General features: G+C 40.3%; 14 protein-coding genes and 1 pseudogene. 5 read left to right on the plus strand and 10 right to left on the minus strand.

Features of this window, described 5'->3' with window-relative positions:
* Positions 1-4: 4 nt before the first annotated feature.
* The 5 genes and pseudogenes from ABJE44_RS04270 to ABJE44_RS04290 all read right to left on the minus strand — a co-directional run.
* Positions 5-223, minus strand: a pseudogene (locus ABJE44_RS04270) (HD domain-containing phosphohydrolase); the annotation flags it as partial.
* Entirely contained in the window at positions 205-390 is a 186-nt protein-coding gene (locus ABJE44_RS04275) for a hypothetical protein (protein WP_348111145.1), read from the minus strand. The gene ABJE44_RS04275 and the pseudogene ABJE44_RS04270, both read right to left, overlap by 19 nt.
* Positions 391-392: 2 nt before the next feature.
* Positions 393-1,259 (minus strand): S-formylglutathione hydrolase, encoded by an 867-nt coding sequence (fghA, locus tag ABJE44_RS04280; protein WP_348120652.1) that lies wholly within the window; start codon positions 1,257-1,259, stop codon positions 393-395.
* Positions 1,259-2,377, minus strand: coding sequence for an S-(hydroxymethyl)glutathione dehydrogenase/class III alcohol dehydrogenase (locus ABJE44_RS04285; protein ID WP_348111143.1), 1,119 nt, complete (start codon positions 2,375-2,377; stop codon positions 1,259-1,261). The genes fghA and ABJE44_RS04285 overlap by 1 nt, the downstream gene beginning before the upstream one ends.
* A gap of 37 nt (positions 2,378-2,414) precedes the next feature.
* Positions 2,415-2,747, minus strand: a complete 333-nt coding sequence (locus tag ABJE44_RS04290) for a hypothetical protein (RefSeq protein WP_348111142.1) — start codon at positions 2,745-2,747, stop codon at positions 2,415-2,417.
* A 296-nt stretch (positions 2,748-3,043) separates the two neighbouring features.
* Between ABJE44_RS04290 and ABJE44_RS04295 the strand changes: the two genes are divergently transcribed.
* A complete protein-coding gene (locus ABJE44_RS04295) occupies positions 3,044-3,655 on the plus strand; it encodes an outer membrane beta-barrel protein (protein ID WP_348111141.1) in 612 nt (203 codons plus the stop codon).
* Here the strand turns inward: ABJE44_RS04295 and ABJE44_RS04300 are convergent, their stop codons facing one another.
* Both ABJE44_RS04300 and ABJE44_RS04305 read right to left on the minus strand, forming a co-directional pair.
* A complete protein-coding gene (locus ABJE44_RS04300) occupies positions 3,656-4,528 on the minus strand; it encodes an amidohydrolase family protein (protein ID WP_348111140.1) in 873 nt (290 codons plus the stop codon). It lies immediately after the preceding gene.
* Between the two features lie 11 nt (positions 4,529-4,539).
* A complete protein-coding gene (locus ABJE44_RS04305; RefSeq protein WP_348111139.1) occupies positions 4,540-5,295 on the minus strand; it encodes an SDR family oxidoreductase in 756 nt (251 codons plus the stop codon).
* Positions 5,296-5,442: 147 nt separating this feature from the next.
* Here ABJE44_RS04305 and ABJE44_RS04310 point away from each other — a divergent pair, with 147 nt between their 5' ends.
* The 3 genes from ABJE44_RS04310 to ABJE44_RS04320 are packed head-to-tail and all read left to right on the plus strand — an operon-like array spanning position 5,443 to position 12,018.
* Complete coding sequence (locus ABJE44_RS04310; protein WP_348111138.1) at positions 5,443-7,194, plus strand: autotransporter assembly complex family protein; 1,752 nt, start codon at positions 5,443-5,445, stop codon at positions 7,192-7,194.
* On the plus strand, positions 7,191-11,039 hold the full coding sequence (locus ABJE44_RS04315) for a translocation/assembly module TamB domain-containing protein (RefSeq protein ID WP_348111137.1): 3,849 nt from the start codon (positions 7,191-7,193) through the stop codon (positions 11,037-11,039). The genes ABJE44_RS04310 and ABJE44_RS04315 overlap by 4 nt, the downstream gene beginning before the upstream one ends.
* A gap of 43 nt (positions 11,040-11,082) precedes the next feature.
* Positions 11,083-12,018, plus strand: coding sequence for an AEC family transporter (locus tag ABJE44_RS04320; protein ID WP_348111136.1), 936 nt, complete (start codon positions 11,083-11,085; stop codon positions 12,016-12,018).
* A 20-nt stretch (positions 12,019-12,038) separates the two neighbouring features.
* Here ABJE44_RS04320 and ABJE44_RS04325 read toward each other — a convergent pair whose 3' ends face one another.
* Together ABJE44_RS04325 and rimO are read right to left on the minus strand one after the other, a co-directional pair.
* On the minus strand, positions 12,039-12,488 hold the full coding sequence (locus ABJE44_RS04325) for a DUF2721 domain-containing protein (RefSeq protein ID WP_348120654.1): 450 nt from the start codon (positions 12,486-12,488) through the stop codon (positions 12,039-12,041).
* 35 nt (positions 12,489-12,523) lie between these two features.
* The gene (rimO, locus tag ABJE44_RS04330; protein ID WP_348111134.1) at positions 12,524-13,942 is read right to left on the minus strand and encodes a 30S ribosomal protein S12 methylthiotransferase RimO; all 1,419 of its coding nucleotides are present in this window, start codon (positions 13,940-13,942) and stop codon (positions 12,524-12,526) included.
* A gap of 150 nt (positions 13,943-14,092) precedes the next feature.
* Here rimO and ABJE44_RS04335 point away from each other — a divergent pair, with 150 nt between their 5' ends.
* Positions 14,093-14,374 (plus strand): hypothetical protein, encoded by a 282-nt coding sequence (locus tag ABJE44_RS04335; RefSeq protein ID WP_348111133.1) that lies wholly within the window; start codon positions 14,093-14,095, stop codon positions 14,372-14,374.
* A gap of 103 nt (positions 14,375-14,477) precedes the next feature.
* Here ABJE44_RS04335 and ABJE44_RS04340 read toward each other — a convergent pair whose 3' ends face one another.
* A complete protein-coding gene (locus ABJE44_RS04340; protein WP_133468624.1) occupies positions 14,478-14,846 on the minus strand; it encodes a nuclear transport factor 2 family protein in 369 nt (122 codons plus the stop codon).
* Positions 14,847-14,986: the final 140 nt, after the last annotated feature.

Consider the following 14,986-nt stretch of genomic DNA (forward strand, 5'->3'; position numbering starts at 1 on the left):
AGTGCTAGTCGTCTACCCAACGGTTCTTCATTTCTAAAATAGCGGGTAGATTTTGTTCAAATAGGTCTACTAATTCGGGATCAAAGTGTTTGTGTTTTTGTTCTCTAATAAAGTTCATGGCTTCTTCTATTGGCCATGCTTCTTTGTATGGACGCTTACTGGTGAGGGCATCAAATACATCTGCCAAGGCGACGATACGACCTTCTATTGGAATTTCTTCACCGATTGACCCCATAGGGGGGTAGTGGTAGCTTGTTGTGCCACCTGAAAAGCCATAAATGCAGATAGCGCAGCAATGACTAATGATAATGTCACTAAACCTAGGTGAAATTCACCGACAAGAAATAAACTAGTCGATTGGTAATCAAATAAATCTAACAGGTAGTTCATTATTAAGTCTTACTAAGATGCTCTGCGTGGAAAGACAGGTGTTCTTCAATGAAGCTAGCAATAAAAAAGTAACTGTGATCATAGCCAGGGTGATAGCGAAACTCTGCTTTATAATTTATATCTTTGGCAACGTGTTCTAATGGACTTGTAAGCTTTTGGGTATGAAAAAAATTGTCATCTAGCCCTTGGTCAATCAGCATAGGTATATGCAAAAAGCTACCTTGTTGGCGCATCAATGCACAGCTGTCGTAAGCCTCCCAATCCTTGGTGTTTGCCCCCAAATAGTGTTTAAACGCTTTTTGTCCCCATTGGCAATCACTTGGGTTAACAATAGGAGCAAAAGCCGAGACTGAACAATATTGTTTCATATTAGACAGCGCGACGATTAAAGCACCATGTCCTCCCATTGAGTGCCCTGCAATTGCTGCTTTGGGTTTGACCTTAAACTCTTTTTGAATAAGGCTTGGTAGCTCATCAACTATATAGTCATACATTTGATAGTTATCTTGCCAAGGTTGCTCTGTAGCATTCACATAAAAACCTGCCCCTAACCCAAGATCATAAGCGCCATCTGCTGCATCAGGAACTGCATCCCCTCTGGGACTGGTATCTGGCATCACTAACATGATCCCTAATCTAGCTGCTGCTCTTTGTGCACCGGATTTGGTGGCAAAGTTTTCATCGGTGCACGTTAATCCGCTTAACCAATACAACACTGGTAATCTTTGATTCGTGTCTTTAACTGGCGGAATAAATACACTAAATTTCATTTCGCAATTTAGTACGCTAAAACGATAGCTATAACGCTTTTGAGTGCCACCAAAACACTTATTGGCACTCAATTCAGCAAGTTCTGTTGCAATAGTCATTAAAAATGCACCACGCTACGAATTGATTTGCCTTCATGCATAAGATCAAAGGCAGAGTTGATATCTTCTAGAGCCATGGTATGGGTTATAAAGGTATCTAATTCAAACTCTCCATCCATGTAGCGTTGTACATAATCAGGGAGTTGACTGCGGCCTTTGACCCCACCAAATGCAGTCCCGCGCCAAACACGACCGGTAACTAGTTGGAATGGACGGGTTGATATTTCTTGGCCTGCACCAGCGACTCCAATAATCACAGATTCGCCCCAGCCTTTGTGACAGCACTCGAGAGCTGAACGCATGACATCTACATTTCCGATACACTCGAACGAGTAATCCACACCGCCTTCGGTCATGTCTACTATGACTTCTTGGATTGAAGCATCAAAGTCTTTAGGGTTAACGACATCTGTGGCACCTAACTTTTTCGCAATATCAAATTTGTCTTCGTTGACATCAATGGCAATAATACGGCCTGCTTTAGCCATTTTCGCTCCAATCAATACCGACAAGCCAATTCCGCCTAGTCCAAAGACTGCAACAGTATCGCCTTCTTTAACTTTTGCAGCATTAGTCACGGCTCCCATTCCTGTGGTAACCCCACAACCTAATAAACAGACCTTTTCTAGTGGTGCTTCCTTGGGAATTTTAGCCAGAGCAATTTCTGGTACTACAGTATGTTCAGCAAAAGTCGAGGTTCCCATGTAGTGATAAATAGGTTCGCCGTTAATGGAAAATCGGCTAGTTCCATCGGGCATGACACCATTACCTTGAGTACTACGAATCGCTTGGCAAAGGTTAGTCTTACCTGACAAACAGAATTTACATTTACCACACTCTGGTGTGTATAAAGGAATTACGTGATCGCCAACCTCAACTAAGGTCACGCCCTCACCAATGGCTTGGACTATACCTGCACCTTCGTGGCCTAATATGGCAGGAAATAAACCTTCAGGATCATCACCAGACAAGGTATAAGCGTCGGTGTGACACACGCCTGTGGCAATAATCTTTACTAAAACTTCGCCTTTTTTAGGTGGTGCTAAATCTACTTCTTCAATGGTTAAAGGTTGATTAGCTGCCCAAGCGACTGCAGCACGTGTTTTTATACTTTGCATTGATTTTCCAATATTTATTTAAGTCGTATTAGTCGTGTTAAAAACAATAACCTAGCAGGCGAATATTGTCTGCCTTCCAAACTACATTACTAATTTCGTAACCTTTTAAACATAGCTGTTCTTTTTCTAGTTTTAATTTTAAGGCGTTAGCGGCTCTATCTTCTAGATCCAGTTTAGTTTGATTATTAGCCTGAATATCTAATCTTTGATTGTCTGACCGAGAGTTAAAACTATCTTTTCTGGGCCTATCTATCTCTTGTCTTCCCTTTCGCAATAAAGACTCTTGGGAGGTGTTTTCCCAAGATATTCCATATACAAATTCTGTTTGCCCATTGTCACTAATTCGGGTTTCAAACTTTTCTTCGGTCATAATAGGTGGTGCTGATCCGCTAACACACGCAATGCACCCAAAAAGCACCAAGATTATTATACAAACCTTATTCATTAAACTTAACAACCCCTGCTTATTATCATTATTATGTTATTAATTTAGATACTAAACATTGACAGCAAACTAAGCAATTTGTGATTTGGTATTTAGCTGTATTTAACTATACCTATTTAGTTGAAAGTATAAGTTTGCAGCAGGTTAACCATAATTGTTGCAACTTATGAAAATGTAGTATGGTATTAATAATAGATTTTAAATTGGACTAAAGCGTGATAGTGAAAAGACTTGTGCTACTGTTATTAGGCTGTGTGGCTTGTTGGCAAGGAGTAGCTGCAGATAGGCTATACAGTGTATTTTCGTTAGGTATAACTAATTTAGAAATAGCAGATAATAGCAACCAAAATCTGAGCTATAAACTTGGGTTAGGGTATCAGTTTCATCCTAAGTGGTATGTGGAAGCAGGATATCAACAGTTGGGTTATGATGGGCTTTTTGTTGCCACATTACCTACAGCGAATGAGGTTGTGAATGAAAAACAACTTATCCAAGGTGATGCCTTATTTTTAGCTGTTTTAGGGAAGGCTTCTAACAGGTACGGAGAGTTATTTTATCGTTTAGGTTTATTAAAAACAGATGTCAGAGGCCAAGGCTTACAAGCTGGGGTACAAGAATGTCAATTAGGTCAAGGCACGACTATAGAGATTGATGATTACGGTACTGCCACCTTGTGTGATTATGACGAGGGGGGCGTAGCTGCAGTGATTGGCTTAGGGTTTGATTATTTTGTTGGAGCCAGAACCCTAGTTCGTACTGAAATTGAATATATAAAAGGGCAGGATGACCTAGAGGCGGCTTCATTGTTTGTTGGCTTACGATATAACTTTTAATTAATCAAATTGGTACCAATGTAAGGCATTATTATAAATGATGTTGGTAGCGCTAGGTTCGCAGCCTTCCAATAGCAGTTTGTAGTCGCCCCATAACTCTTTATAAGAGTGACTAAAAGTACAAAGAGGGAAGTTACTTGCTAACATCACTCTTTGCTCACCGAATACTGCTAAGCAATCTTTTAATAGATTTGAAGCCTGTTCAAGCTCCCACCGTCTATCTGACATTTCCCATCCTGATAACTTAATGGCGACGTTATCATACTGTGATAATTTTATGAGGTTAGCTTTCCAGCTTCGCTGCGTGGTTGGTGTACAGTTATTAAGGGGCCAGCCACCATGGTTTATGATGACTTTTAACAAAGGGAGTTTTTTAACTATTGTAATCAATTGCCCTACGCCTGAGTCATCAGCTAAAGAGAGTTGCGCGTCAAAACTTAGGTTTTGCTGTTGTAACAGGGCAAGGTGTTTGTAGGTCATATCAGAGCTTAAAACTTTATAAGCGTCGTCATCTAAAATATAACGAATTCCCACCACAGAGGCTCGTTGTTTTAATTGTTGAATGTGTGTATTGAAAGTCTCATTACATAGATCTGCAAATGCCACACTCTTAAATGGTAAGGTACAATTTTGTTCTAGCCAGTCAATTTCACGCCACGGTTGTTGGTTATCAAACCCTGCTTCAATATGCACAAAACCAGCTAGCTCTTGGGCCTCGCCGAGGTGTAAGTGTGCTTCATTAAAATCACGGTTAATGTTTATTTTGTCTGGCCATAGGGGCGCATTGTGTGGTTTTAGCCAATCATATTTACCTTTATTTAAATCAAATAAGTGTATATGGGGATCAATGATTTTCAACGGGGCTTTATTCATAATATATGCGGCTATTGGGCGGTATAGCCACCATCGATGGACTGTAGGCTTCCAGTAATAAATGCTGCATCATTTGTAGCTAAAAAATAGGTTAATGCTGCTACTTCGTGAGCTTTACCCAACCTTCCGAGAGGTTGTAAACTGGCTTCTTCTTGGTGAACGTTTTTAATATCCGCTCCTGACTTGTCTACATAGGTTTGAATGGCGTTATGGTACAAGGGAGTTTCAATGGTACCAGGGCATATTGCATTGGCTCTGATATTAAATTTTGCATAATCTAAGGCTGTGGTTTTTGCCATTGATGCTAAGGCGGTTTTACTTAGGTTGTAGGCAAAAGAGTTGGGCTTCGCGACTATTGCCTGATCCGATGCCATATACAAAATAACCCCAGACAGCTGTTGCTTCATTATTGGTAAAACAGCTTTGGTTGCGGCGATTGCGCCTTTTACATTGAGTGAAAATACACGCTCAAAATCTTCATCTGCAGTTTGTTCTATATTGCCCGAGTAGTGAATGCCCGCATTGGATATTAGTGCATCTACTCTTTTATGTTGACTAATGATACTTTGAAAATTTGATGTTATGTCAACAGCGTTAGACATGTCGCATTCAATCCACTCTATGTCTGTTGATTGCTTTGGGTTGCCTTTGATATCTAAATTCACAACATGATAGTTGTGCTCTAAAAATTTTTGGCACACCGCATAGCCGATACCAAAACTGCCACCAGTCACTATGCATATTTTTTTATGTGTTTGGGTTTTCATATAGGATTTAGATATCTCATTAAACGAATTTATTGGAGCAGATGCAGTAAGTTTAAAGATGTGTATTAAGCATTACAACGGTTTAGGTATCTTGTAGAATAAAGAATAGCTATCACTTTTAATTCTGTTAAGAAAAGCGAGACCTTTTTGCTGTTTTTAGTTCCACGTGTTGTTACCTATGCTTTTGTCCTTTTTTTTATCTCTATTGTCCCTTTTAGTGCATTAGCCGCTGTTGAAATTCAGGGTGTAAAAAACTCTACCATTAATGAGAATATTCAAGCACATATTGGGTACCTAGACACTCCCTCAAGTATTTATCAGTACTCCCAATACAAACAACAACTCGTTGAGAAAGTGAATATTGCTACCCAAGTTTATGGTTATTACCACGTTCAAGTTCAAGTGATTGCGCCCCCACAAAGTGCCCCTAAAAAAGACTGGAGCCTTAAAATTGATTTAGGGCAGGTAACTAAGCTTAGAGAGGTTGCCATTATTATTGATGGCGAAGGCTCTCAAGACTCAGAGGTCATCCAGTGGAAAACTTCGGTAAAGTTAAAACAAGGGACCCCCCTTGAGCATGCTCTTTATGACAGCACAAAGTCACAATTACAAAGCTTAATGTTATCCCGTGGATATTTCGATTCTGAATACAAGCAAAGTCATATCAAAGTGTATGAGTCTTTAAATGTTGCCGATATCACCTTGCATATGGATACAGGCACTCGCTACAAATTTGGTGAATTACAATTTGGTCAAGATGCAAGAGCTAAAGAGTTAGTGACAGAGTTATTACCTTTTAAAACAGGTGACTTGTATGTGGCTAGCCAATTAGGCTTACTCAACCGTAGAGTTAAACAAACCCAGTATTTTACTAACGCGATTGTTAGGCCTTTATTGTCAAAAGCAAAAGACTTTGTTATTCCAATTGAAGTCATCTTAACCCACAAGCCAAGAGATAATTTTGATGTGGGGGCGGGAGTTTCATCTGATGTGGGTCCACGATTTACAGGTAAATGGCAGCGCCCTTGGGCAAACAGCAGTGGCCATTCAGTGGGAGGCCAAGTTTATTTATCGGAGCCAGAGCAGTATATTTCTTTGAACTATAAAGTACCTTTAGAAGACGCTATTCAAAATTATTTAAGTTATCAGGTGGGGTACCAAGCTGAGGATGACAACGACACAGACAGTGAAAAGTGGTCAATATCTGCTACAAGGCATTGGACTGTGGTTGGCTCAGATTGGCAGCGTTCAGCATTCCTAAAGCTTGAACAGGAAACCTTTACTCAAGGTTTAGAAGAAGAGCAAACCACGCGGTTATTAACACCCGGTATGACAATAAGTCGGTTACGAAGCCGAGGTGGCCTTGATATTAATTGGGGGGATAAACAAACCATTACCGCTGAAGTCGCATCTGACTCTGTGTTATCAGATATCAATCTTGTTCGAATATCAGCGAAAACAAAATGGGTGAGAAGCTTAGGTCAACATCGCTTTCAATGGAGAGCTGAAGTGGGCGGCATTGTCACTAACGACTTTGATCAAGTCCCTTCGAGTTTGCGATATTTTACTGGCGGAGACCAGAGTGTTAGAGGGTTTGATTATAATACCTTATCACCATTTGAAGTGGACGATGACGGAGAAGAAGAACTAATAGGGGGGCAGTTCTTAGCGGTAGCAAGCTTTGAATATTCATACCCTGTGTCTGATAGTTGGCGAGCCGCAGCGTTTATTGATGGGGGCAACGCGACTGATAATCCTATAGATGATTATGCCTTAGGAGTGGGAATTGGCGCTGTTTGGAATTCACCCATTGGGCCAGTGCGCTTCTATTTAGCTAAAGGGAAAAGCGACTTTGGTTCTACTCGTTATTTCCATCTTTCTATGGGGCCATCGTTATGAGTGATAAAGCTAAGGATATTCAAGCTACCCATCACACCTCTACTAAAAGAAAACTGGTAAAGCTATTTTATCGTACCATGTTGGCATTTTTGATCGTGTTGATGCTGGTGGTTGGTTTTATATTTACTCCCTACGGCGCCAAAGTTTTACTTAATACCGCAGATAGCATGTTAGAGCCATTGGATATCGAATATGGCAGTGGTGGCTTAAGTTCAGAGCTAAATTTAACACGCCTTGAATGGCGTGATGCTGGGACTCAAGCCGTTCTTAACGACCTAACCGTATCTATTAGTTTTGAATGTATATGGCAGCTAGCAGTGTGCGTAGACTCACTTAGTACCTCAAAAGTAGCTGTAAATATTGCTAAAGCTAGCCCCCCAGACTCTAGAGGTGTCACTACATCAGTTATCACCATGCCTATTCCAGTGTCTGTTAAAAATATTGATATAAGTAACCTTTCAGTAAGTCTAGAAAACACCTTGAATTTAACTTGGCTGCAGCTAAACGGAGAATTGAGTTTTTATAAGGAATTACACGTACCCAAAGTTCAGCTAAAAAATTTGATTGTGACCACTTATGCCAATGAAACTGCACAACCTACAACAAGTTTTGATTGGTCTAGGTGGCAATATGAGCCGCTACAAACACTTCCCATAATTTTGCCAATACACTTTAATATTCTAGATTTTACAATGTTAGATACTGAGCTAAATATTGCTGGTCAGGAGTTAATTAAATTAAAAAAAGTTAATGTACAGGCTACGGGAAATAGTAACGATTTTGAGTTAAGTGAGCTTTATGTTGAACATCAGCTAGGTCATATCAATGTAAAAGGCGATATTCAGTTTGATGGTGAACTCACTCACGAGTTAACCCTAGATGGGCAAGGCTTGTGGCCAGAAAACAATCCTGTAACGGTTGCTATTGCCTCTAATGGCAATATTCAAAAGGTGACGACAACCTTAAATGTGGTCAGTGGTGATAACGCCTATAATTCTCAAACTGCAGTAACAGCTTTATCGGCAGAGGTATCAGCTCAGTTATCTAGAGCCGGTTTACCTTTAAATGCATCGCTAAGTTGGGAGAACCTAGGTTGGCCATTAACTGAGCCTAGCTTCAATTCAGAAGCTGGAGATGTAAAGCTAAGTGGCAGTTTAGATGCATTAAAATTGATTGTAACTACAGGCGTGAGCGGAGAAGACATTCCTGATGCACAGTTAAATATCCTAGCTTTAGCTCAAGTAAATGCGAAACAAAAATCACTTAGCCTAGATAAATTATTTATCAAAACCTTAGCGGGAGAAGTTAATACTAAAGGCTCTTTAGATTTTGCAAAAGTCATAGCATGGCAAGGTAGCACTCAAGTTCAAAATATAAAGCCAGGTGTCTTTTGGCCAGATATACAGGCGGAGATAAACGGCACCATTCCGACTAAATTCAATAATAGTAATGGCTCGTGGGAGTTTGATTCAGAGGCCTTGGATATTGACGGGCTATGGCAAAACTATCCGTTATCTATCACTGGTGCGGCATCGTTTGTAGAAAATGGTCAGTTGAAAATTCGTGATTTACTTATAAAAAACGCAGAAAATCAGTTGTTTGTAACTGGTACAGTGCAACAGCAGCAAGAACTGATAGATTTAAATATTAAGTTAGACGCGCCTGAAATAGCTGATTCATTTCCACAAGCAAGCGGGGCCATGTCATTGGTTGCCAGCGTAAAAGGTGCGCTATTTGAGCCTGAGGTAAATTATGATTTGTCTGTGGAGCAGCTCAGGTTCTCGGATATTACAGTGGCGGATGCCACTGGCGCTGGGCAACTGAAATGGGGTGATCATAAACCATTAGATATGGCGTTAACGTTGTCAGGTATACAAGGAATGAATAACCAAGTAGATACTGCAACATTAAGTTTAACGGGGGATCCCCAAAACCATAACCTTGAGTTAACCACTACGGGTGAAACCACTAGTATAAATGTACAAATTGAAGGCCAGCTAAATGACACTAGTTGGCAGGGCAGGTGGTTAACAGGCAAGCTAACTTCGTCCTATGCAAATTTAAATTTAGTCGATGAATTTGAGATACAAGCTGACTGGGGTAAGCAGGCATACTCAATTGGCAGCCACTGTTGGCGTCAGCAAGAAAGTGAGCTGTGTGTTACAAAAGCACAGTTTCAGAAAAATGTGATGTCTTGGGATTTAGCCATTAAAGAATTTAATTTGTTACCTGTAGTACGCAGGTTTATGCCAACCTTGCCTGCATTGCAAACCAATAGTCGCTTAGCATTGGAATCATCAGGAACATGGGATATTCAGTCCTTACCTATCGCGACTGTCAATGTGGTACTAAGCCCTGCTAAGTGGACCTTTACAGCTCAGGATAATTTCCAAATAGATATTCAGGATTTGTCTTTGAGTGCCAGTACCAATGCTGACGATATTCGAGTTGACTTGAACTTTATTGGCCCAGAAATTGGGCAGTTCACTAGCAGTATTCAAGCTCAACCTGCTTCTTTAGATGGGATACTGGGTTCTCCGATAAAAGGTGAATTGCTTATCTCCGAGTTTAACTTAGCGCCTTTTCTGGCACTTGCACCTCAGTTAGAAGTTTTACAAGGTGTGATTAAAGGACAATCTGAGGTTCTGGGTACAGTGTCTAGCCCTCTATTAAAAGGGGAGTTAGCATGGGTAAATGGTGAGCTTAAAGGCGAGTCTTTACCTGTTTGGTTAAGTGATATTCAACAGAAAATTGTTTTAAATGGAAACCATGCTGATTTTAGTGGCAGCTATAGACTAGGAAAAGGACCGGGGGAGTTAAAAGGTCAAATCGCTTGGGTGCCCTCATTGAGCGGCAACCTAAATATTAGTGGTGATGCCCTTGAATTTGATTATCAAAATATCGTAAAAGCTAGCATTAGCCCAGACGTAATCGTCGAGTTTGTTGCGAATGACGTGGCTGTTAACGGTGAAATTAGTATACCTTATGCTCGAGTTAAAGTTAGGGATTTACCTCAAGGCGCAGTGTCGTTATCTGATGATGTAATCTTGGTTGAACAAGAAGCGCAGAAGCAGCAAAGTGCACAAAAATTGGCACTTGATCTGCTTATTAAGGTCGATCCTTTAAAAGCCGATGAAGTGAAGCTTGACGCTTTTGGGTTAACCACAGATTTACAAGGGCAACTTCGATTACGAAATAAAAAAGCAGATCTGTTAGCAAGTGGCGAAATTCAGCTTGTAAACGGTAAATATAAAGCTTACGGACAAAACCTGGTCATAAGAGAAGGGGATATATTGTTTAATACCACCCTAGATAAGCCCTATTTAAATATTGAAGCGATACGCGATCCTGATTTAACCGAAGATGATGTCGTTGCAGGGTTACGAGTTGAAGGAGGAGTAGAAAGCCCTACTGTCACTGTCTTTTCTGAACCTGAAATGGAGCAGCAACAAAGTTTGTCGTATATATTAACGGGTCGAGGTTTAGGTGACTCAAGTGATGACAGTCAAGACACTATATTAACCAATGCCTTGCTATCTTTGGGGTTAGGCCAAAGTGAAAACTTAGTAAGCAAAGCGGGTAACAAGTTAGGCTTTCAAGACGTTTCATTGGATACATCAGGGCAGGGGGATGACACACAGCTATCTCTTACAGGCACCATATCACCGGGAGTGCAATTACGTTATGGCGTAGGTGTGTTTGATTCTGAGTCTGAAGTGGCAATTCGTTATGAGTTACTTCCCAAGCTCTATTTAGAAGCGGTTAGTGGCTTGGAAAGTACTCTAGATATATATTACCAGTTCAGTCTAGGTAATAATGAAAACATGAATTTAAATGAGGATTAAATTTAAAGTGGCAAAGATAATTATTATAGAAGGGATTGTATAGATGTTTGCATCACTTGGTTTTGCCGTTGAAGTTACCTTACCTATTAGCTTAATAATTATCTTGGGAGTCTTTCTAAAACGTATTCGTTGGATTACTGACGAGTTTGTTGAAACAGGCTCTAAGCTGGTTTTTAATTTGACGTTACCTTGTCTACTGTTTGTTAATATTGCCAATATTAATTTGTCTCAAGAATTTCCAACGTCTCTAATTGGCTTCGGTGCTGTGGTGATGACGATAACGTTTTTGTTGTACCATTTTCTTGGGTATTACATTGCAAACAAAGAGGCAAGAGGGGCCTTTGTACAAGGGGCGTGTCGGGGCAATATGGCAATTATTGGTTTGGCATTAGCGGTTAACGCCTTTGGCGATTCAGCAATAGCACTGGCTTCAATCTATTTGGCGGTACTTGTGGTGCCACTCAATGTTTTTTCAATTTTGACTCTCTATTATCACCAAGCTGAAACTCCGTCGGTAAAAGCGGTAGCAAAAAGTGTCTTGACTAATCCATTGGCGATTGCCATCGGACTCGCGCTGGTTGTGGCTTTGTTATCGATTCAGCTGCCTCAATTAATCACTGACACCGGTCAATACTTAGCCCGTATGACCCTACCATTAGCATTATTGTGTGTGGGGGCATCGATTCGCTTACAAGAGTTTCGTGCCTCGAGTTTATTGTATTGGGCTATAGCCAGTAAAATTGCATTTTTACCTTTGGTGGCGACTGTTGCTGGGTATATGTTTGGGTTGCGAGGAACCGAGTTAGGCGTACTTTATATGATGACTTCAGCACCGACTGCCGCTGCGGCTTACCCTATGGTGCGCAGTATTGGCGGCGATTATCATCTTACTGCCGCGATTATTGCAGGTAGCACTTTATTTTCTTTAATTAGCTCAACAATAGGTTTATTTTTACTACGTCATTTTCAATGGGTTTAGCAAAATCAGGTAAAGAAAAGCTATTCGAATAACTTCTCTTTACCACTTTGTAGGGTTCGTGTTGCTAATTGTACTTCTTTTAAAAACATTAATAGCGCGAAAATAAGTAGAAAAAGCGCTAAAACAAATAACGATAAAATCAATTCACTCAGGTCAATTAACCAAAAATCTCCTAAAAATAAGCATGTCACCATAGAACATACGAATAACGCAGAGGCGGTACATAATCCGATAGAACGATTGATTATGGTTATGCGCCTCCATAGGTTTGCTAACTCTTTCTCTGACTGTCTAAGAAAGTCAGGATTTTTAATTGTGTGTACCCGGCGTTCCATAATTCGCGCTCTATCAACAATTCTTCCTAATCGGCCAGACATGACGTTTAGAAACCCTGCAACACCCGTCAACATAATTACAGGTGCGACAGCTAGTTGAATTATCTCTGCTATATCGGGGACGTTTGTTTCCATGTTAGTTCGTTATCCTAATCATAAATTATTGTAGGTTATTCAGGCTCATCATCTGTTACTTTAACCGCCCATAAATCATGTTCATCATTATGGATTATTTGTGCCCAGATAATATCACCTGGCTTAACGTCAAACTCATCGGTTAAATGGACATTACCATCAATTTCTGGCGCGTCGGCATAACATCTTCCTACTGCACCTTCTGGTGTGACTTCATCAATGATAACTTGGTATTCAAGGCCAATTTTTGCTTCTAACTTGGCGGTACTTATTTGCGCTTGTTTTTGCATAAAGCGTTCGAAGCGTTGCTGTTTTATTTCTTCACTTACTGGATCTGGTAAGTCATTGGCTTTCGCGCCATCTACATCTGAGTATTTAAAGCAGCCTACACGGTCTAATTGTGCTTCGTCTAGAAAGTCTAGCAACATTTGGAAGTCTGCTTCGGTTTCACCCGGAAAGCCCACAATAAAAGTAGAACGTATCACTAAATTTGGACACTTTTCGCGCCATGCTTTAATACGCTCCATGGTTTTTTCAGCCGCAGCTGGGCGTTTCATTAACTTTAAAACCCTAGGACTTGCATGTTGAAACGGTATATCCAAATAAGGCAAAATTTTACCTTCGGCCATAAGAGGCATGACCTTATCAACCGATGGATAAGGGTAAACATAGTGTAAGCGTACCCATATACCCATTTCACCGAGTTTTTCGCATAAGGCTTTCATATCGGTTTTTACCGGCATGCCATCCCAAAAATCAGTTTTATATTTTACATCTACGCCATATGCACTGGTATCTTGAGAAATCACTAGAAGCTCTTTTACACCCGCATTTTTAAGGCGTTTTGCTTCATCTAAAATACTACCAATTGGTCGGCTAACTAGATCACCGCGCATTGATGGAATAATGCAAAAAGTACATCTGTGGTTACAGCCTTCAGATATCTTTAAATAAGCATAGTGTCTTGGCGTTAGCTTGACCCCAATGTCTGGCACCAAGTTTAGATAAGGGTTGTGCTGAGGTTGAGGTAAGTGTTCGTGAACTTGGTTCACTACTTCTTCATAAGCGTGAGGGCCGGTTATTGCTAACACATTAGGATGCACTTCACGGATTTCATCTTCTTTTATACCCAAACAACCCGTCACGATCACTTTGCCGTTTTCGTTGAGAGCTTCACCAATCGTATCCAGTGACTCTTGTACTGCCGAATCAATAAAGCCGCAGGTATTCACTATGACCAAATCAGAGTCATTATAGGTGGGCACCACGTCATAACCTTCGGTACGTAATTGCGTCAAAATACGCTCTGAGTCCACTAGGTTTTTTGGGCAGCCTAGTGATACAAAGCCAATTTTAGTACCGCTGGCTTGTTTGATAGGAGAGTCAGCCTCTAGCACTTTTACAGGTGTTTCTAAAGTGGTCGTTTTGTTTGGGGTGAAAGTTTCAACTGTCATGGGCATATCTTAAATGTACGTAATTGACAGTATTATACGTTAAGTGTTTGTGGGAAGTTAGAAGGAATATTGTTTTTGTAGTTTTTATATATCTGCTTTATTTAGATAGTCAGTTACTATCTAGGGGTGACTCAATATTCAGGATAGAAGATGAACTTAGATAAATCGCAAAAACGTATTAATAAACGAGTGAAGCGAGGTTTTCATGGATATCCGCTTATTACCATTCAATACTTTGGAAATGATGACGGAATTGCAACAAAAGTAGAGGTAGGGTTTATTGAAGCTGAAAATACTACGCCTATGTTAGAAGCCTTTGAAAGTAGCACTGACATTCGTCAAGACGAAACTGTGCAAACCACTATTATTAAAATTATCGATAGAGTCGATGCTAAAACCGTGACCTTGGAGTTGATGCCACCACTTAAGTAATTGAGTTTAATTCTAGGATGTCACACCTTCATGTCAGTGAGTGGCATGAGGTTTTTGTAAAGCCTCATGCCACATATTTTAAATATAAAGAGTGATGCGGTGCCTAGACTGTGCGTTCTAAATGCCACACCTTAGACACAATACACCAACCGTCAGCGTCTTTTACAAAACTTAAGTGGTCTACAAATATGTTTTTGTGAGCTCGCAAACGCACTTTAACTGTAGCGCAATCTTTAGATAACCAATCAATCATGATGATTTCTTGTTCTCTTACTTGCTCGACACTTGCAGGTGAAGGGCGAGTGGCAACATCTTGTCTAAAGCTAGCGATTGGGTCGACGAGTAGCTTACCTTCGTCTACATCAAATAGGCTCGAACTAGGGTGAAACACCTTATCTAATAAATTTGTGTCGCAATAGTAAAGAGCATCAAAGTAAGTATTCACTGCTTCAATTAAATCTTGTGGTCGCATTTTGAGTTCCTAGTATCTGAATTAATATGTAGTGTTACTACATATTAATTGACAGATGACTTAGGTGTTACTGGCTTGATGGGCATTATTCGATAATAATAAGCCAATTTTAAAGTGTTGGAGTAAAAGTCAGGCAATTT

The sequence above is a fragment of the Paraglaciecola sp. genome (genome assembly GCF_039942875.1).
In the GTDB taxonomy this organism is placed as follows: domain Bacteria; phylum Pseudomonadota; class Gammaproteobacteria; order Enterobacterales; family Alteromonadaceae; genus Paraglaciecola.

Coding starts and splice junctions, on each gene's coding strand:
- ABJE44_RS04305 (WP_348111139.1), bottom strand. CDS start 5,295: ATGAAAACCCAAACACATAAAAAAATATGCATAGTGACTGGTGGCAGT.
- ABJE44_RS04340 (WP_133468624.1), bottom strand. CDS start 14,846: ATGCGACCACAAGATTTAATTGAAGCAGTGAATACTTACTTTGATGCT.
- ABJE44_RS04325 (WP_348120654.1), bottom strand. CDS start 12,488: ATGGAAACAAACGTCCCCGATATAGCAGAGATAATTCAACTAGCTGTC.
- ABJE44_RS04290 (WP_348111142.1), bottom strand. CDS start 2,747: ATGACCGAAGAAAAGTTTGAAACCCGAATTAGTGACAATGGGCAAACA.
- ABJE44_RS04275 (WP_348111145.1), bottom strand. CDS start 390: ATGAACTACCTGTTAGATTTATTTGATTACCAATCGACTAGTTTATTT.
- fghA (WP_348120652.1), bottom strand. CDS start 1,259: ATGACTATTGCAACAGAACTTGCTGAATTGAGTGCCAATAAGTGTTTT.
- ABJE44_RS04315 (WP_348111137.1), top strand. CDS start 7,191: ATGAGTGATAAAGCTAAGGATATTCAAGCTACCCATCACACCTCTACT.
- ABJE44_RS04335 (WP_348111133.1), top strand. CDS start 14,093: ATGAACTTAGATAAATCGCAAAAACGTATTAATAAACGAGTGAAGCGA.
- ABJE44_RS04320 (WP_348111136.1), top strand. CDS start 11,083: ATGTTTGCATCACTTGGTTTTGCCGTTGAAGTTACCTTACCTATTAGC.
- ABJE44_RS04285 (WP_348111143.1), bottom strand. CDS start 2,377: ATGCAAAGTATAAAAACACGTGCTGCAGTCGCTTGGGCAGCTAATCAA.
- ABJE44_RS04300 (WP_348111140.1), bottom strand. CDS start 4,528: ATGAATAAAGCCCCGTTGAAAATCATTGATCCCCATATACACTTATTT.
- rimO (WP_348111134.1), bottom strand. CDS start 13,942: ATGACAGTTGAAACTTTCACCCCAAACAAAACGACCACTTTAGAAACA.